The organism is Sphingobium sp. (assembly GCF_036170395.1).
Taxonomy (GTDB): Bacteria; Pseudomonadota; Alphaproteobacteria; order Sphingomonadales; family Sphingomonadaceae; genus Sphingobium.
On record NZ_JAVHPD010000042.1, the window covers coordinates 1 to 18,716 of the forward strand.

14 protein-coding genes are annotated in these 18,716 nt (G+C 66.6%); 7 read left to right on the forward strand and 7 right to left on the reverse strand.

Annotated elements, in window-relative coordinates; genetic code table 11:
* The 6 genes from V2B31_RS11155 to ptsP form a co-directional block, all read right to left on the reverse strand.
* Positions 1-646 (reverse strand): ATP-dependent metallopeptidase FtsH/Yme1/Tma family protein (locus V2B31_RS11155; protein ID WP_328278461.1); only part of this gene is annotated, 646 nt, incomplete at its 3' end.
* Positions 647-744: 98 nt separating this feature from the next.
* A complete protein-coding gene (locus V2B31_RS11160) occupies positions 745-936 on the reverse strand; it encodes a hypothetical protein (RefSeq protein WP_328278466.1) in 192 nt (63 codons plus the stop codon).
* A gap of 130 nt (positions 937-1,066) precedes the next feature.
* Entirely contained in the window at positions 1,067-2,011 is a 945-nt protein-coding gene (gene tilS, locus V2B31_RS11165; RefSeq protein WP_328278468.1) for a tRNA lysidine(34) synthetase TilS, read from the reverse strand.
* On the reverse strand, positions 2,002-2,928 hold the full coding sequence (locus V2B31_RS11170; RefSeq protein ID WP_328278472.1) for a tetratricopeptide repeat protein: 927 nt from the start codon (positions 2,926-2,928) through the stop codon (positions 2,002-2,004). The genes tilS and V2B31_RS11170 overlap by 10 nt, the downstream gene beginning before the upstream one ends.
* 84 nt (positions 2,929-3,012) lie before the next feature.
* The gene (locus V2B31_RS11175; protein WP_328278476.1) at positions 3,013-3,957 is read right to left on the reverse strand and encodes a helix-turn-helix domain-containing protein; all 945 of its coding nucleotides are present in this window, start codon (positions 3,955-3,957) and stop codon (positions 3,013-3,015) included.
* A 74-nt stretch (positions 3,958-4,031) separates the two neighbouring features.
* Positions 4,032-6,308 (reverse strand): phosphoenolpyruvate--protein phosphotransferase, encoded by a 2,277-nt coding sequence (gene ptsP / locus V2B31_RS11180; protein ID WP_328278478.1) that lies wholly within the window; start codon positions 6,306-6,308, stop codon positions 4,032-4,034.
* Between the two features lie 173 nt (positions 6,309-6,481).
* Between ptsP and V2B31_RS11185 the strand changes: the two genes are divergently transcribed.
* From V2B31_RS11185 to V2B31_RS11205, 5 genes are all read left to right on the forward strand, one after another.
* Entirely contained in the window at positions 6,482-7,639 is a 1,158-nt protein-coding gene (locus tag V2B31_RS11185) for a pyridoxal phosphate-dependent aminotransferase (protein WP_328278481.1), read from the forward strand.
* Positions 7,640-7,763: 124 nt separating this feature from the next.
* Positions 7,764-8,930, forward strand: coding sequence for a pyridoxal phosphate-dependent aminotransferase (locus V2B31_RS11190; RefSeq protein WP_328278483.1), 1,167 nt, complete (start codon positions 7,764-7,766; stop codon positions 8,928-8,930).
* A gap of 220 nt (positions 8,931-9,150) precedes the next feature.
* Complete coding sequence (locus V2B31_RS11195; protein WP_328278488.1) at positions 9,151-9,711, forward strand: PAS domain-containing protein; 561 nt, start codon at positions 9,151-9,153, stop codon at positions 9,709-9,711.
* Complete coding sequence (locus V2B31_RS11200; protein ID WP_328278493.1) at positions 9,708-13,115, forward strand: CheR family methyltransferase; 3,408 nt, start codon at positions 9,708-9,710, stop codon at positions 13,113-13,115. The genes V2B31_RS11195 and V2B31_RS11200 overlap by 4 nt, the downstream gene beginning before the upstream one ends.
* Complete coding sequence (locus V2B31_RS11205) at positions 13,108-13,467, forward strand: response regulator (protein ID WP_328278498.1); 360 nt, start codon at positions 13,108-13,110, stop codon at positions 13,465-13,467. Before V2B31_RS11200 ends, V2B31_RS11205 begins: the two co-directional genes overlap by 8 nt.
* On the opposite strand, the gene V2B31_RS11210 is transcribed toward V2B31_RS11205, so the two are convergent.
* Positions 13,458-14,117 (reverse strand): GntR family transcriptional regulator, encoded by a 660-nt coding sequence (locus V2B31_RS11210; protein ID WP_328278501.1) that lies wholly within the window; start codon positions 14,115-14,117, stop codon positions 13,458-13,460. The two genes, V2B31_RS11205 and V2B31_RS11210, sit on opposite strands and share 10 nt — an antisense overlap.
* Before the next feature lie 148 nt (positions 14,118-14,265).
* Here V2B31_RS11210 and V2B31_RS11215 point away from each other — a divergent pair, with 148 nt between their 5' ends.
* Both V2B31_RS11215 and V2B31_RS11220 read left to right on the forward strand, forming a co-directional pair.
* Positions 14,266-15,978, forward strand: a complete 1,713-nt coding sequence (locus V2B31_RS11215) for a CocE/NonD family hydrolase (RefSeq protein WP_328278503.1) — start codon at positions 14,266-14,268, stop codon at positions 15,976-15,978.
* 50 nt (positions 15,979-16,028) lie between these two features.
* Positions 16,029-18,710 carry a TonB-dependent receptor domain-containing protein gene (locus V2B31_RS11220; protein WP_328278505.1) on the forward strand — a complete coding sequence of 894 codons (2,682 nt, stop codon included), beginning with the start codon at positions 16,029-16,031 and terminating at the stop codon, positions 18,708-18,710.
* Positions 18,711-18,716: the final 6 nt, after the last annotated feature.

The window sequence follows — 18,716 nt, forward strand, 5'->3', positions numbered from 1 at the left end:
GGGCCAGCAGCGTCTTGCCGGTGCCGGGCGAACCGACCAGCAGCGCGCCCTTGGGAATCTTGCCGCCCAGCCGCGCGAACTTGCTCGGGTCTTTCAGGAACTCGACGATCTCCTGCAATTCCTCGCGCGCCTCGTCGATGCCGGCGACGTCATCGAAGGTCACCTTGCCATGTTTTTCGGTCAGCAGCTTGGCCTTCGACTTGCCAAAGCCCATCGCGCCGCCCGCGCCGCCGCCCTTCTGCATCTGGCGCAGCACGAAGAAGGCGATGCCGAGGATCAGGAGGAACGGAAGCGACTGGAACAGCAGATATTGCCAGAAGCTCGGCTGCTCCTGCGCCTGGCCTGAATACTTGACGTTATAGTCGTCCAACAGGCCGGTGAGACCCGGATCGTTGACGGGGACGGTCGAGAATTTCTGACCGCTGGACAAGGTGCCGGTGATGCGGTCGGGCGCGATCGCGACATCCTTGACCTGCCCCTCGGCGACCTTCGAGCGGAATTCCGAATAGGCGATGCCGGTGCCCGCCGTGGAGGCGGAGCGGCTGTCGAAGATCGACACGAACAGCAGCAGCGCGACGATCACGCCGGCCCATATCATCGCGCTCTTGATCCAGGGGTTGCCCTGCGGGTCTTTCTCGTCGTTCATCATCACTCTCTTTCGCCCGTCAAGATAGGGCGCGCCCGCAAAAGCGCAAGCAGGACGGGGCTATGCCGCCGGCCGCCTTTACCGATGCTGAAGACGGATCAGAGCAGGCCGGAGAGCGTGAGCGCCACATAGGCGAGCGCGAGCGCGAGGCCGGCGGAAAGGCCGCAGACGAGATAGCCGGCATAGAGCAGCAGCGGCGGGTGCGGCTGCGCCAGTTTGCGGTTTCGTTGCGCTGCCGAAAGGATGACGCTCGCCAACAGGCCATAGGTAAGTGCTGCAAATTCCATCATAGACGCTCTATCCCCGCTCAGTGCGCGCAGGATAGCCATGGCGGCGGTTAAGAAAAGGCTGTTGCGCTGCAACCAAGCGGCAGGCCGTGGAACTTATGCGATGGGCCGTGGAACCTTTCCGTAACGATCGTCAACGGCGGGGCGGGGCTGGCGTGAGGGTCCATGTGGGGCCGCCTTTCAGCAGCCAGTCGCCCAGGCTCGTCTGCCGGCCGGCGAGCGCTTGCGCAATGGCGCGATCGAGCGTCTCGCCGCGCGGAGCAGGCACATCGGCGCGGTCGAGCATGACGAGTAGCAGCCGGCGGAGATATTCGCGCGGGAGGTCGGTAGGGTCGAGCCGCCATCCTTCCGCCTCCGCATGGACATGGGTCTGTGCCAAGGCGGCGACGCTCCAGTCGAGCGCCGCGTCCGCCTCCGCCAGCGCCGCCGCGCTGCGGGCCGCGGCCTGGGCATCGAGCCACGGCGCTTGCGCAAGGGCAGTGCGCAGGGCGGCGCGATCGAAGCGAGGATCGGCATTGCTGGGGTCATGCACGAAGGGGAGATGCTCCGCCTCCGCCAGCGCCAGCAGCGCGGCCTTTCGGACATCGAGCAGCGGCCGAATGATCCGGCCGGTCCGGGCGCGGACCCCGGCCAGCCCGCCGACGCCCGATCCCCGGTTGAGCCGCATCAACAGGGTTTCGAGCTGATCGTCGGCATGATGGGCGGTCATGATCCAGTCGATGCCGGTCTCGACCCGCCAGCGTTCGATCAGCCGGTAACGGGTCGCGCGCGCCCAGGCCTGAACATTGCCCTCCACCGGGCGGTCGGGAAGGAGGATGCTATGCGCGATCCCCTGATCCGCGCACCAGCGTGCGACCATCGCGGCTTCGTCGGCGGAGGCTTCGCGCAGGCCATGATCGACGGTGGCGGCTGCAACCCGGCCGGAAAAGCTCTCAGCCGCGAGGAACAGCAAGGCCATCGAGTCCGGCCCGCCCGACACGGCGACGCCGAAGCGGGCGGCGGGATCGTCTCCGACGAGGGACAGTACGGCGGCGCGCAGCCGCGCCGCCAGCGCCGCCCGGTCGGGCGTCAGCTGCACTTCGCCTTGGCGCGGCCGGACGTCATCATGCCGCGCAGCGTGCCTGACAGGCTTTCGCCATAGACCTGCTCCAGCTCCTCATAGACCTTGCAGGCGTCGGCCGGCTTTTTGAGCTGGATCAGCGCTTCGCCCAGATAGGCAAGGCTGTCCGGCGCGCGTTCGCCGCGCGGGCGCTTCTGGTAATTTTCGTAGAAAGCGACGGAGGCGAGTGCCGGCTTGCCATCGTCCAGATAGGCGCGTCCGAGCAGATTCTGCGCCTTGCTGGCGACCGGGCTTGCGCCATATTTATCGACCGTGGCTTTCAATTGGGCCTGCGCTTCCGGGTAGAATTTGGCGTCCCACAGGCGGAAGCCATAGGTGTAGGCGTCGTTCGCCGCGTCGCCGGTGCTCGGGCGCTCGATCGCGGCGACGGCGGTCTTGCGCTCCTCGCTGGCTGGCGCAGGCGCGGCGGGCTTGGCGGCGATGGGTGCGGGCTTGGGCGCTGTCGGCTTTGCGGCGACGGGCGCGGGTTCGGCCGCAACGGGCGCGGCAACGCTGGGTTCGGCGGGCGCTGGCGGCGGCGCGAGCTTTGCGTCGGTTTCCGCCTTATATTTGGTGAAGGCCGCTTCGAGCTGGCGCAGCTTGTAGCTAGTCTCCTCGACCTGGCCGGTGATGGCGGCGAGCTGGGTTTCGAGCGCGCCGACCCGCGCGGTCAGGTCAGCGATCGGGGTGCTGGCGGGCGTGCCGGGCGTAGGCGCAGGCGTCGCGGGACGGGCGATCTCCGCCTCCAGCGGGGCGCCGGCGGGAAAGACCTTCCGCTGGACCGCGCGCATTTCCTTTTCCAGCCGGTCGACCCGTCCCTCGACCGTGGTCTGCGCGCCGGCCGGCGCTGATACGGCCAGCAGGAGGGCCGTGGTGGCGAAAAGGGCGTTACGCATGATGATCCCCGACTGACGTTCCGCGCTTAACCATAAGGGGTTATTCCGCGCGGTAAAGCGCGACGTTGCACCGCCGGGTGCCGGTCAGGGCCGGGTTTCGGCAGCGGCCGGTGTGGCGGGTTCCGGCACCGGCGCCGGTGCCACCGTCGGCGCGGCGCTGTCGGTCGAGACAGGGGAGGGCGAAGCGCGGCGCGGCGCAGCCCGGCGGGCCGGCGCGGCGGGGGGCGGGTCAATAGTGGTGGCTCGCGAAGCACCGCGCGCCAGCAGCGCTTCGGCGCTCACCGGCACGTCGGCGATGGTGCGGTCCGCTTCGCCGAGCGGCGGAATCGGCTTGCCGCCGACCGTCACCGCCAGGGCTTGCGGCCGGCCGGTCAGGATCATCGGATTCTTCGCAGCCGGCGGAAGGGTGAAGCGCTCGCCCTTCTTCATGAGGCCGTCCTTCAGCCGCTCGCCGGCCTCGTCATAGATGCGCAGCCATACGTCATCGACGGCCGTGAAGACCACCGGCTGCGCGGCGGGCGCGACCGGAGGCGGCCCGGCCGGGCGCGCGGACGCGGGCTGGGCGTCGCGCTGCGCGATCTGCTCGCCGGTAGGCGGGGTGAGCAGCTGGGTGCGCCAGACGGTATAACCGGCTACCAGCAGCACGACCACGATCGCGACCACCCAGGCGAGCTTGCGCGGCGGCACGCGCGCAGGATCGAGCGGCTCGAACGCCTCGTAGCGGGTAGCGCCCAGATCGCTCTCGCTGACCGCGCGGCGCACGTCGGCCGCGATCGCGACTTCGTCAAGCCCGACGGCACGGGCATAGGCGCGCGCGAAGCCGACGGCATAGGGGATGCCGGGCAAGGCGGGATAATCGTCGCGCTCGATCGCATCGAGCTGGCGCTGCGCGATGCGGGTGCGGGTGGCGATGTCCGAAAGGGAGAGGCCCTGCGCTTCCCGCGCGGCGCGCAGCGTGGCGCCCGGGGTAGTGGGCTGCGCCGCCGATGCGCCGATCGCACCGGATTCCGGGTGAACATCTTCTGTCATGCTGCTCCGCGACCTATGGGGCTCGGCCTTGTCTCACCGGGGGGCGGCGCTTGTCAACGCCGTCGCTGCGCAATTCAGCCCAGTTCGATGCCGCGTTCCGCCGCCCATCCGGTCAGCCGCGCGCGGATGTCGGTCGCGCCGCCGTCCAGCCAGCCGCGCATCGCTTCCTCCAACTGCGCGGCGTCGATCGCCCGGATCATCGCCTTGACCGGGCCGACCGACGCGGGAGTGATCGACAGGCGGCGGATGCCGAGCGCGATCAGCGCCATTGCCTCCAGCGTGCGCCCGCCCATTTCGCCGCAGACGCCGACCGGCACCTGATGGGCGATGCAGGCGCGCACCGCCCGGTCGAGGAAGCGCAAGATCGCGATGCTGAGCCAGTCATAGCGCTCGGCGAGCTTGGGGTGAGCGCGATCGGCGGCGAACAGGAATTGCGTCAGGTCGTTGGTGCCGATCGACAGGAAATCGAGCCGGGGCAACAGCAGGTCGAGCACCTCGGCCAGCGCCGGCACCTCCAGCATCGCGCCGTAGCGCACCGCGATCGGCAGCTTCTTCTTGTGCGATTGCAGCCATTCGCGCTGATGCTCGACCAGCGCGCGAGCTTCCTCATATTCCCAGGGTTCCGACACCATCGGGAACATGATGTGCAGCACCTTGCCCGCGCTGGCTTCCAGCAGGGCGCGCGCCTGCGCCTTCATGAGGCCGTCGCGGTCGAGCGCCAGCCGCAGCGCGCGCCAGCCCATCGCGGGATTGTCCTCATGCTCGTCGCCGTCGCGCTGCTGCATATAGGGCAGCGCCTTGTCGCCGCCGATGTCGACGGTGCGGAAGATGACGGGCCGGTCGCCGGCCGCGTCGAGCACATCCTTGTAGAGCCGCTGCTGCTTTTCGCGCTGGGGCAAAGTGGCGGAGACGAGGAACTGGAACTCGGTGCGGAACAGGCCGATGCCGTCCGCGCCGACGAGGTCGAGCGCCTGGGCGTCTTCGCGCAGTCCCGCATTGACCATCAGCTCCACCCGCTGCCCGTCGGCGGTGACGGAGGGCAGGTCGCGCATCGCCGCGAATTCGGCGCGGCGCTTCTGCGTCACATGCAGCTTGTTCTCGAACGCCTCCTCCATGTCGGCGCTCGGGCGCAGCAGCAGCGCATTTTCGTTGACGTCCATCAGGATGAGGTCGCCCTCGCTCACCTGATGCCGCACGTCGCGCACCCGGCCCAGCACCGGCACGCCCATGGCGCGCGCGACGATGGTGACATGGGCGGTCAGCGATCCTTCCTCCAGGATCACGCCCTTCAAGCGCCGGCGGTCATATTCCAGCAGTTCGGCCGGACCCAGATTGCGCGCGATCAGGATCGCGTCCTGCCGCAGGCCCATCTGCGCGGCCGTGCCCAATTGCCCCGACACGATGCGCAGCAGCCGGTTGGCCAAATCCTCCAGATCGTGCATCCGGTCGGACAGCAGCGGATCGTCGATTTGGCGCATCCGCATCCGGGTGCGCTGCTGCACCCGCTCGATCGCCGCCTCGGCGGTGAGGCCGCTGTCGATCGCTTCGTTGATGCGGCGCGTCCAGCCTTCGTCATAGGCGAACATCTTGTAGGTTTCGAGCACCTCCTGATGCTCGCCTTCGGTGCCGAACTCGGCCGCGCCCGTCATACGGTCGATCTGCTCGCGCATCTTGGCGAAGGCGGAGATGACGCGGGCGCGCTCGGCTTCGGTATCCTCGGCGACCGTATGCTCGATATGGACGCGCGGCTGGTGGAACACCGCATGGCCGCGCGCCATCCCCATGACGAGCTGCAAACCCTGGAGCATCGTCGTGCCCGTGTCGGCCGGGCGCAGGTCCATGGGGCCATCGTCGGCGAGTTCCGCGTTGGCGATCAGCTCGGCGAGCACCATGGCGACGGTCTGCAACGCCTCGATCTCGACCTCCTCGTAGCGGCGCGGCTCGACATGCTGGACGCAGAGGACGCCGATGGCGCGTTCGCGGCGGACGATCGGCACGCCGGCGAAACTGTGGAAGCGATCCTCGCCGGTTTCGGGGCGATAGGAGAAGTCGGGATGGGCCGCCGCTTCGTCGAGGTTCAGCGTCTCGACATTGGTGGCGATGAGGCCGACGAGCCCTTCGCCCATCGCCATCCGGGTGACATGGACCGCCTCCTGCTTCAGCCCGCGGGTGGCGAACAGTTCCAGTACGCCTTCGCGCACCAAGTAGATGGAGCAGACCTCGCTCGACAGCGACTCGCCGATGATCTCGACCACCTTGTTGAGCTTCGCCTGGGCGCTGGTGCGCGCGGCCATGACTTCTTGCAGGCGGGTGAGGATCTGGCGGGCGGCGGCGGCGGGCGTGCTGGGCATGTCGTTGCGCTATCAGATAGACGGTGCGCTTACCAAGGCGATTCCGTTCTACGCTACGGCATGGGGCCGGTCATATCTCTTTGGCCGTTTGCATGGCGGAAAGATTCTGTACAATCGTCAAGCAGATCGACGGGGCGGGCCGCCTCGCAGAGATTTTGAGAGGGACAGGGACCATGGCGACGCAACTCGGACCGGAAATGGAACAGGATCTCGCCAATCGCGGCTATTCACGCCGGCAGATGGCGAAGGTCGCCGCGCTGCTGGGCGCGGCGGCCGCAACTGTTCGCGTCGGCAGCGTGGAGGCGCAGCAGGCGGCCAAGGCCGTTGCGGGCGCCGTGCGGATCGGCGCGAACGAATGCTGGACCGGGCCTTTCCCGGTCGCGGCCGAGGCGGCCTACAAGCTGGTCAATGAAGGCAATCGCTACGAGCCCGACAATGAGCATGAGAAGCTGTTCCGCGCGGTCGCTTCGGTCGAAGGCGTTCCCGCCGAGCGGATCGTCGCCTGGCCGGGATCGTCCGACCCGCTGAGCCGAGTCGCCGTCGCTTATGCCTCGCCCAGCCGGGGGATCGTGACGGCGAACCCCACCTATGAGGCGATCTGGCGCACCGGCGAGTGGCTGGGCGCGAAGGTGACCAAGGTGCCGCTCACCAGCGATTACCGGCATGACGTGAAGGCGATGCTGGCCGCCGATCCCAATGCCGGCGTCTATTATATCTGCTCGCCCAACAACCCGACCGGCACGGTGACGCCGATCGCCGACATCGAATGGCTGGCGAACAACAAGCCCAAGGACGCGATCCTGGTGATCGATGAAGCCTATATCCACTGGGTCGATGGCCCCAATGCCGCGAAGCTGGCCGCGACGCGCGACGATGTGCTGATCCTGCGGACCTTCTCCAAGCTGTTCGGGATGGCGGGGATGCGCCTCGGCCTCACCTTCGCCAGCCCCGCGCTGATGGAGAAGATGATGCGCTATGACGGCGGGCAGGTGAGCGGGATGCTGCCGATGACCGCCGTCGCCTGCGGCACCGCGTCGGTAACGCAAGCCGACCTCATCAAGCAGCGCCGCGCCGAGATGGTGGCCGCGCGCGAAAAGGCGGTCAGCCATTTGAAGGCGAAGGGGATCAAGGTCATCCCCGGCAGCCAGGCCAATATGTTCATGGTCGATTGGGGCAAGCCCGCCAAGGGCATGATGGACGCGCTGCTGGCGCAGAATGTGCAGATCGGCCGCAGCTGGCCGATCTGGCCCAATGTCTCGCGCATCTCGGTCGGATCGATGAGCGAGATGGAAGCGTTCAACGCCGCCATCGACAAGGTGTGGACCGCCTAAGCCGCATGACGGCATCGTAACGAAGATTCTTGCACAATTTGGCGGCGGCGCATGGCGGACATGCGTCGCCGCTTCGTTTTCCGCTGCGACACCAATGATGATCGCAGACAGGGAACAGAGCGCCATGACGATGATGCTGAACAAGGATGCCCGCGACGACCTGATGGACCGGGGCTATTCGCGCCGCCAGCTGGCGGAGATCACCGCGCTGGTGGGCGCGGGTGTTGCGGCGAGTTCGCTGCTCCCCGCCGCCGCGCTGGCGCAGCAGCAGGCCGGGCGGGGCATCAAGGGTGCGGTGCGGATCGGCGCGAACGAATGCTGGACCGGCCCGTTCCCGTCGGGGGTGCAGGCGGCGGCCGAAGCGGCCTCGTTCGGCAACTGGTATGATCCCGACAATTATCGCGACAGCCTGATTAAGACGGTCGCGTCGGTCGAAGGGCTGCCCGAAACCCATGTCATGCCCTGGCCGGGCTCGGGCGGGCCGCTGGTCAGCATCGTCGCTGCCTATTGCTCGCCGACCAAGGGGCTGGTCACCGCCGATCCGACCTTCGAATCGGCTTGGCGCACCGCCGACTATATGAAGGCGCCGATCGCCAAGGCCCCCCAGGCGATCGGCAAGGGCCATGACGTGAAGGCGATGCTGGCCGCCAACCCCAATGCCGGCCTCTATTATATCTGCACCCCCAACAACCCGACCGGCACGATCACGCCGATCGCCGATATCCAATGGCTGCTCGACAACAAGCCGGCGGATTCGATGTTGCTGGTCGACGAAGCCTATCTGCACTTCTCCGAGGCGCCCAGCGCCGCCAGCCTGATCGGCAGCCGCAAGGACATCATCGTCATGCGGACCTTCTCCAAGCTGTTCGGCATGGCGGGCGTGCGCCTCGGCCTCACCTTCGCCGATCCTGAGGTGCAGAAGCGGATTATGCTGTTCGGCCCGTCCGCCGGCGGACTCGCCATTACCGCAATGCATTGCGGCAACGCCGTTTATACCGAAGCCGCGCTCATCAAGGCGCGCCGCAACGAAATGATCGGCAACCGCGACGAAACCATCGCCTGGCTCACCAAGAAGGGCATCGAGGTGCAGCCCGGCAGCCAGGCCAACATGTTCATGGTCAACTGGAAAAAGCCGGCCAAGGAGATGCAGGCCGCTCTGCTGGCCGCGCCGGAAAAGGTACAGATCGGCCGCAGCTGGGCGATCTGGCCCAGCGTCTCGCGCGTCACCGTCGGTTCGGCGGACGACATGGCGAAGTTCCGCGCGGCAGTGGACAAGGTTTACAAGGCTTAAGTTCAAAAGGGCTTTACGAAGGGGCAGGGGCGTCCGGGCGACCGGGCGCCCCTCGTCGTTTCGCGGTGTCCGGACCGCAGGGATCGAATCGCCGCCGCAACAGTTAAGGCGATGCAATCCAGATCAGATCGGGCTGGCTTGTCTCTATGGGCGGTCATCGGTATCGATCGATGCGGGTGGCTTTGCCGAGTGCTGACATCCGGGAGTCACTGGAGCATCGATGCGTGATGTTGAATTGCCGACGGAGCTTCGGGACTATTTCGATGCTTCGCCGATTGCCCTTTCGCTGGGCGCCGCCGATGGCGACAATCCTCTGTTGCTGACCAACCGGCGTTTTCGCGACCTGACCGGCTATGCGATGAGCGAGATCGTCGGCCAGAATTGCCGCTTCCTCCAGGGGAACAGCCGCAACGACGAGGCGCGCGAGGCGATCCACGCTTTCCTGCGCCATGACCGGCACGCCAATGTCCGCACGCCGATCGTCAATTTCCGCAAGGATGGGCAGCCCTTCGTCAACCTGCTCTATATGTCGAAGCTGCGCTCGCAGGCGGGCGCGGTGCGCTATATTTTCGCGTCTCAGTTCGATGTCAGCCGGTCCCAGCCAGAGAAGCTCAGCGACTATGACAGCAACCTGTCGGGGACGCTGGCGCGGCTGAGCCCGATGCTCGCCGAAAGCGGGATCGTGGTCGAAGGATCGCTGATGACCATCGCCAACGCCGCGGCGACGATCGCGCAGGCGAAGATGACCCTGGCCGATCTCGATCGGGGCAGCCTATTGTGAGCGAAGCGCGGCTTCCCGTGGTCGGCATCGGCGCGTCCGCCGGTGGGCTGGAGGCGCTGCGCGAGATGCTCGCACCTGCTCGCGCGCCGACCGGCATGGCCTTCGTCATCGTCCAGCATCTTGACCCCAATCATGAAAGCATGTTGGCGCAGCTGCTCGACCGGCACACGATGCTGGACGTGCTGCAATGCGAGGGCGGCGAGAAGATCGCGGCGGACAAGGTCTATATCATCCCGCCCGGCCATGGCCTTGCGATCCGCAACGGTGTGCTGGAACTGACCGAGTTCGCCCAGCCGCGCGGGCTGCGCCGCCCGATCGACGATTTCTTCATCTCGCTCGCCATCGATCAGCAGGCCGACGCCGCTTGCGTCATCCTGTCGGGCACCGGCGCGGACGGAACGACGGGCCTTCGCGCGGTCAAGGAACATGGCGGCGTCTGCCTGGTGCAGCAGCCCGAAAGCGCGCGCTATGACGGGATGCCGCTGTCTGCGGTGGGCACCGGCCTGGTCGATTATGTCAGGCAGCCGGGCGAGATGCTCGATTGCCTGTTCGCCTTCTTCAACCACCGCGCCACGGCGGACGCGCCTGAACAGGAAGCGGCGCTGGTCGCCGACCATGTCGATGACCTCTGCAAGGTGCTGCGGACCGCCGTGGGCCATGATTTTTCGGGGTATAAGCGCACCACGCTGATCCGCCGGGTCGAGCGGCGAATGCATGTGCTCGGCATCGGAACGGGGCGCAACTATCTGGCGCGGATCAAGTCCGACGCCGACGAGTGCGAGGCGCTGTTCCGCGACCTGCTCATCAACGTCACCCGCTTCTTCCGCGACACCGAATTGTTCGACCGGCTGCGCGACAAGGTGATCGAGCCGCTGGTGCGGCAGACGGAGGGAGAGGATATTCGCGTCTGGGTGCCCGGCTGCTCATCGGGCGAGGAAGCCTATAGCATTGCCATGCTCTTCGCCGAAGCGGCGCGGGCGCGCGGGGTCTCGCCCGCCACGGTGCAGATATTCGCGACCGACATCGACGAGCGGATGCTCCAGATCGCGCGGGAGGGCGTCTATCCGGCGTCGGCGCTGGCCGACATGCCGCTACCCTTACGCGAACGCTACGCCATTCCCCATGCCGAGCGGTTCACCATCGCGCCGCAGATCCGCGACATGATCCGCTTTTCCAACCACAGCATCGTCAAGGATCCGCCCTTTTCGCGCATCGACCTGGTGTCGTGCCGCAACCTCCTGATCTACTTCGACGACCGGTTGCAGCAGTCGGTGATGCCGCTGCTCCATTATGCGATCCGGCCTGACGGCTATCTGTTCCTCGGGCCGTCGGAAAGCGTGGGGCGGTTCGAGCATCTGTTTCCCGCCATCGACCAGCAGGCCCGACTGTTCCAGCGCGCGCCCGGCCCACCCAATTATCCCATCGACCTGCCCGGCCACATGCGCCAGCGCGATGCGCGCGGTGACGGGCGAAGCGACCGCAGCGGGGCGCGCACGGTGAGCGACGAGACGGCGGCGGTGCGGCGCATGGTCGATCGCTACGCGCCGCCCAGTCTGGTGCTGGACCAGGATGGCGGCATAATCGCCGCCTATGGCCGGCTTGGCCGCTATTTCGATTTCCCCGTCACCCGCACCGGCGGATCGAGCGCGATCAGCCTGGCGCGCGGCGGCCTGCGCACCGTGCTCGGGCCGCTGCTGCGCGAGGGCCGCGACGGGCGCAAGCGCGTGGTCGCGCGCGATGTGCTGGTCGCGTCGGAATATGGGCAGCAGCAGATCGACGTCGTGTGCGATCCGCTGCCCGACGGCACCCTGCTCTTCGTGTTCCGCGAGACCGCGCCGTTCCGCCCGGCGCTGGACGAGGATATCGGCGAGCTGGACGCCAGTGACGACCATGTCGATGCGCTGGAGGACGAACTGCGCGCGACGCGGCATCGGCTGCGATCGACCGTCGAGGAACTGGAGACGGCGAACGAGGAGCTGAAAAGCTCCAACGAAGAAATGATGTCGATGAACGAGGAGCTGCAATCGACCAATGAGGAGCTTTCGACCGTCAATGACGAGCTGAAGTCCAAGGTCGATCAGCTGACCGTCGCCAATTCGGACCTGCGGAATTTCTTCGAATCGACCGAGCTGGCGGTGATCGTGCTCGACAGCGACCTGCGCGTGCGCAGCTTCACCGAGGCGGCGACCGCTCTGTTCCCGTTGCAGCCGAGCGATCGTGGACGGCCGCTGGAGGATGTGTCCACGCGCCTTGCCGGAAGCGAATATCTGGACGACGCTCGGGCAGTTGCCGGTGGGAAGGCCGCGTTGCAGCGGCGGGTGACGACGCGCGATGGCGGGCGAACGCTGTCGCTTCGCACCTTGCCCTACCGCACGCAGGCCGGATCGGTGGACGGCGCGACCCTGGTGCTGACCGACATCACCGAAGCGCTGTCGATGGAGCGCGATCTCGCCGCCGAGCGCGAGCGAATGGACATGGCGATCCGCGCCGGCGGGGTCGCGGTTTGGGAATATCGCGTCGATACCGGCGAAGCGGTGATCGACGACCATGCGCGCGCCATATTGGGCATCGATCCGGCCGTGTCGCCGGACGATGCGGTCGGTCGCCTGTCGCGGCTTCACCCGGACGACCGGCCGATCTTCGATGCGGCGCTGGCGCAGGTGATCGCCGACGGCGGCGATTTTGAATGCAGCTATCGCGTCGTCCAGAATGGCGAGACGCGCCGGATCAAGAGTTTCGGCCGGATGATCGTGGATGATGGCCCGCGCCGGCTGGTCGGCGTCTCGATCGACATCACGCCCGAATATAGGCTGGCCGAAACCCGCGAGCTGATGCTGCGCGAGATGAACCATCGGGTGAAGAATCTGTTCGCGATCGTCGGCGGCATGATCTCGGCGGGCGCGCGCTCGCATGAGGATGTGCGCGCTTTCGCCGGCGACCTTCGCGAACGCATCGCTGCGCTCGGTCGCGCCCATTCGCTCGCCTCCCCCACGGGCGAGATGCAGGCGATCGACCTGGCTGAGCTGGTCGATGCGACCGTCGCGCCCTATCGCGATCATGCCGCGATCCGCATCGACGGGCCGAAGGCGCGGATCGAGCGGGCCTGCCTGTCTCCGCTGGCGCTGATGCTGCACGAATGGGCGACGAATTCGGTCAAATATGGGGCGTTGGGCGCACCCGGCGGCGCTTTGACGGTGAGTTGGGGCGCGGACGGGGACGGGCTGGACCTCATCTGGCGCGAGGAAAGCGGACGCGAGGTGACGATCGCGCAGGGAACGGGCTTCGGCACCATCCTGGTGGATACGTCGTCGCGGCAATTGGGGGCCAGCGTGACGCGGACGGTGGAGGATGACGCCTTCCTCATCCGCATCCATTTGCCATCGAAGGTATTGGCCGATGACTAAGACGGTGATGCTGGTGGAGGATGAACTGCTCGTCGCGTTCGACGTGCAGGACATTATCGAGGCGGCGGGTTTCGCAGTGGACGGCCCCTATGTGTCGGTGGCCGAGGCGGTGGCCGCGGTGAACGCGCACCTGCCGGCCTGTGCGATCCTGGACGTGCAATTGTCGGACGGAGAAGTGTTTCCGGCCGCCGATCTGCTGCACGAAGCGGGGGTGCCGATGATCTTCCATTCGGGCCATGCCGACGCCCTGTCGCTGCGCGACCGCTACCCGCACGCGATGGTGTGCGGCAAGCCCTGCTCGCCCTCGAAGCTCCAGGCGACGATCAGCGACCTGATGAACGATCAGCGATAAAATTCGCTCTCGATCTTCGAGAGGGTTTCAAAGCCGTCCCCGATATGATCGCGCATCGCCGCCTCGGCGCCCTCGGCGTCGCTGGCGAGGAACAGCGCAACCATGCGCTGATGATCGGCATTGGCGCGGCGCAGACGGGCTTCGTCGTAGAAGCTCTCGAACAGCAGCCGGTGGATCGGCACGTTGAGGCGCTTGAGCAATTCGGCAATGGTCCTGTTGCCGGAGCCTTCCACCACCAGCCGGTGCCATTCCAGATTGAGCCGCCCGAAGCGCTCGGGCGAGCGTTCGTCGACGCAGCGATCGAGCTGAGCTTGAAGATCGCGCAGCGACGCCTTCTGCTCGGCTGATCCGTGCCGCGCGAAATCGGCGGCGCATATCCCCTCCAGCGCGACGCGGGCGCGGTAGATCTGGCGCACTTCGTCCAGGCTGGTGCTCTTAACCGACGCGCCGCGAAATTCCTCGATCTGAACGAGCCCCTCGCCCTCCAGTCGCTGAAGCGCCTCGCGCACTTTGGAGCGGCTGGTGCCGGTCTGGCGGATGATGTCGACTTCGACCAGCCGCTGCCCCGGCACGAAGCGGCCGACGCGGATGCGTTCGCGAATCCAGTCCGCGACTTCGCTGCCGGTAAGGAGGGGAAGCGTTTCAGCCATGCGCGTCTTCTTCCATCGCTCGAACAATATTGTCAACAATATCGTCAGCCACTTTTTGATTGCACCCTTGTTGCCGATCGCCGATGAAATCGTCGACAAAATGGAGAGGGTGATGCGAGCCAGAAGGGCGATCGTTGCAGCGGCTGTGATGGCGCTATCTGCGGGCGCTTCGGCTGCAAGCCCGGAGGCGCGCTATCCCAACGTGCAGCGCCAATCGCTCTATGTTCCGGTGCGGGACGGCACGAAGCTGGCGGTCAACATCTACCGTCCAGCGAATGGCGACCGAGTCGAAGCCAGGCGGCTGCCGGTGATCTTCGTGTTCACCCCCTATCGCGCGCGGTTCCGGGCAGAGGACGGCACGATCAACGAGGTGGCGCTGAAGGACGACATGGCGCTGCGGTCGCTGATCGCGGCGGGCTATGTCGTGGCGGTGGCCGACATTCGCGGCAAGGGCGCGTCCTTTGGGACGCGCCGCGGCTTTCAGGACCGGACCGAGGCGCAGGACGGCCATGATCTGGTCGAATGGCTCGCGCGCCAGCCCTTCGCCAGCGGCAAGGTCGGGATGATCGGCTGCTCCTATCTGGGCGGCACGACCTTTCACACGGCGAGCACCGCGCCGCCGTCGTTGATAGCGGTGTTCGTCGGCGCGTCCGATCTCGACAAATACGCCTTCGTGCGGCGCGGCGGCATTACGGCCCAGTTCAATACCCGTCCCGACGAGCCGGCGAGCGTCGATCTCGCCAGCCTGCCGGTGGATGCCGACAAGGACGGGGCGGACCTGAAAGCGGCCGTCGAGGCTCATGCTCGCAACACGCCGATGGCGGCGCTCTGGTACGGGATGCCCTATCGCGACAGCGTATCGCCGCTGACCGGCAACGCCTTTTGGCAGGAAGTCCGCGTCTATAGCTATCTGGACGCGATCCGAAAGGCGGGCATCGCCACCTATTTCTGGGGCAACTGGCAGGACGAGCCGACCGCCCAGTCGATTCTGAGCGCGGCGAACATGCCGGGTTCCAAATTTCTGGCGGGGCCGGGCAGCCATTGCGTGCCGCCGCCGGGCTTCGATTTCGCCGGCGAGGTGCAGCGTTACTTCGATCATCATCTTAAGGGCGCCGATAATGGCGTCGATCGAGCGCCGCGCGCGACCTATTGGGTCGAGGGGCTGGACGGGAAGGGCGGCTATGTCCGCTCGGCCGCGCTGCCGGGCGAGAAGGCGACGCCGGTGCGGTGGCATTTGACCGGCGGCCGGAGCGCCACGGCGCGGTCGGTCAATGACGGGCTGCTGGCGATGCGGCCACAGGGCAAGGGCGTCGATCGCTTTACCGTCCGCTACGACCTGCCGCCTGCCGATTATTTCGCCTTTTGGGCCAAGCCGATGGACGACAAGGGGCTGAGCTACACCAGCGCGCCGCTCGCCCGGCCGATGACGCTGATCGGCTATCCAGTGGTGCATCTGCGCCTGTCCGCCGACAAGCCCGACGCCACCATCTTCGCCTATCTGGATCAGGTGGGCGCGGACGGGAAGGCGGAGGTCGTGGCGTTCGGTCGCCTCGCTCTGTCGCACCGCAAGGAGGGCAAGGCGCCCTACGCCACCATGGGCCTGCCCTATCATTCGGGGCTGAAAGCCGACGTCGCGCCGCTGCCGCCGGGAACCGAGGCGGATCTCGCGATCGACCTGACGCCAGTCTCGCGGGTCGTGCCCGCCGGCGCGCGGCTGCGCGTGACGATCGCGGGCGCCGATCCGCGCCAGCGCAACCTCAAGGATATTCAGCAGACGCCGCCGCCGACCATCAGCGTCCGGCGCGGGGCGGGCGATGGGTCGTGGATCGACCTGCCGTTGGCGCAACCGACGACGAAGTGAGCGGTCAGAACAAAGGACGCCGCGCAAACTCCAGGGGAAGGATGAACAGCATGAGGAAGAGCGAAGGAGGCCGGGCGCTGAGCGTGCTGGCGATGGGCACGAGCTTGATGGCGCTGGCCGGGCCGGCGATGGCGCAAGAGGCGCCCCAGGAGGCGACGAGCGCCGCCGACATCGTCGTCACCGGCAGCCGCGTGCGCGGCGCGACTCCGGTCGGTTCCACCGTCACGACGCTCGGCCGCGCCGAGATGGAGGCGTCGAGCGCCGTCACCGTCGACCGCATGATTAAGGAAATCCCGCAGGTCTTCGACTTGGGCGTATCCGAAAATTCGCGCGGCCAGTCGGGCGGCAGCGGGAACATCACCTATGGCAACTCGGTCAATCTGCGCGGCATCGGCCCTTATGCGACATTGGTGATGATCGACGGCCATCGCGTCACCAACAACAGCCGCTCGATCGACCCGTCCGTCCTGCCGTCGCTCGGCGTCGAGCGGGTCGAGGTGGTGGCGGACGGCGCATCGGCCATTTACGGGTCGGACGCTGTCGCCGGCGTCGTCAACCTGATCCCGCGCCGGTCGCTGGACGGCGGCGAAGTTTTCGCGCGGTCGGGCATATCCGACCGGGGCGACTTCAGCGAGAAGACGCTGGGCGCGGCGATCGGCAAGGTGTTCAGCCGCGGCCAGATCATGGTCGCCTATGAGCATGTCGAGCGATCGAACCTCAGCGGCGACGACCGCTCCTTTTTCACCAGCGACCAGCGGCGGTTCGGCGGCGGCGACTACCGCATCCCCCGCTGCGCGCCGGGCAATATCAACGCCAACGGCACCACCTACGCGATCCCGCCAGGCGGGGTGACGCAGGCGACGGCGGGGTCGCTGGCGGCGGGCACGATCAACCGCTGCGACGAACTGACCAATCAGGATCTGATGCCGGAGCAGAATTACGACTCGGTCAACAGCACCGGGCGGTTCGATGTCACTGACTGGCTCAGCGTCTTCTACGACGGCTTCTATTCCAAGCGCGAATTCTACCGCAAATCGGGCTTTTCCAACGCGCGGCTGACGGTGCCGCAGACCAACGCCTTCTTCGTGCGGCCGGCGGGCTTCACCGGGACCAGCTATACGCTCGACTATAATTTCAGGGACGATGTGCCGGTGAACGACAGTTTCGGCTATGCCAGGAGCTGGCAGATCACGCCGGGCGTGCGCGCGAAGCTGCCCTATGGGTGGGAGGCCGAGGCGCTGTTCGGCTATGGCAAGACCAATGATTTTTCAGGTTCCTACTTTGGCATCAACAATGCCGCGCTGAACGCCGCGCTGGCGAGCAGCAACCCGGCGACGGCGTTCGATCCCTATGGCCTTGGCCGCACCAGTGACGCCGTGCTGGCGACGCTGGCGAACCAGATATTCCTCGCCCCCACCAACGGCCGGCTGAAAACCTATGAAGCGCGGCTCAACGGTCCGCTGTTCCGCCTGCCGGGCGGCGAGGTGAAGCTGGCGGCGGGCTATGAGCGGCAGGATTTCACCGTGGCGCTCGGATCGGCGCGCGGCAATCCGACGGTGCCGATCACGTTCCGCAACTTCGGGCGGAAGGTCGATTCGCTCTATGCCGAACTCTATGTGCCGATCTTTGGGCCGGACAATGCGACGGGCGGGTTCCAGCGGCTGGAGCTGAACGCGGCCGTGCGCCACGACAAATATAGCGACGTCGGCACCACCACCAATCCCAAGTTCGGCATCAACTGGCAGCCCTTCCAGGCGCTGAAGCTGCGGGCGAGCTATGGCACGTCCTTCCGCGCGCCGACGATCCCGGAGATTTACGGCAATTCGAACAATCTCTTCGGCCAGAGCTACCAGAACCCGGCCGGCGGCGCACCGCTTCAGGGCTATGCGCTGTCGGGGCCGAACCTCGATCTCCAGGCGGAGACAGCGACGACATGGTCGGTCGGCGCGGACTTCGAGCCGCTGCCTAATCTGCGATTTGGGGTCACTTACTGGGACGTCAAATATGAGAATCAGGTGCTCGCCAACCTCTCCAACCTCGCGATCCTGGGCAATGAGGCGCAATATGCCGGCACCGGCATCATCCTGCGTGGCGCGGAGGCGGCGGCGCGGGTGCGCGAACTGCTGGCCCAGGGCGTCACGCTGGCGGGCGGCTCCTTCCCCGGCGGCGATCCGAACAATGTCACCCTGTTCGTCGACGGCCGGTCGCAGAATCTGGGCGTGTCGGTGACGCGGGGCATCGACTTTACCGGCACATGGAACGCCGAACTGGGCGCGTCCGACAGGCTGACGGTCAATGTCTCGGGCACGTACCTCACCAAATATATGGTGGCGGTGACTCCGGTGGCGCCGTTGATCGACCGCAAGAATTACATCTTCAATCCGCTGAAGTTCAAGGCGCGCGCCAGCGTGACCTGGGACCACGGACCGTTCAGCGCGCGGGTGCTGGCGACCCATGTCGGCGGCTATTACAATAATCTGTCCAATCCGGGGCAGAAGGTGGACAGCTATACCCCGATCGACCTGACGCTCACCTGGCGGATCGGCGACCAGAAGGCAGACGGCTTCTTTGAAAAGGGCATGACCTTGGGCTTTGAAGTGCGCAACCTGTTCGACACCGACCCGCCCTATGTCAATCTGGCGCCCAGCGGCAACGGCAGCGGCGGCTATGACGCGACGGCGAGCGATCCGATCGGCCGCCTGTTCGCAGTCAGCGTCCGCAAGTCCTTCTGAGCGAAC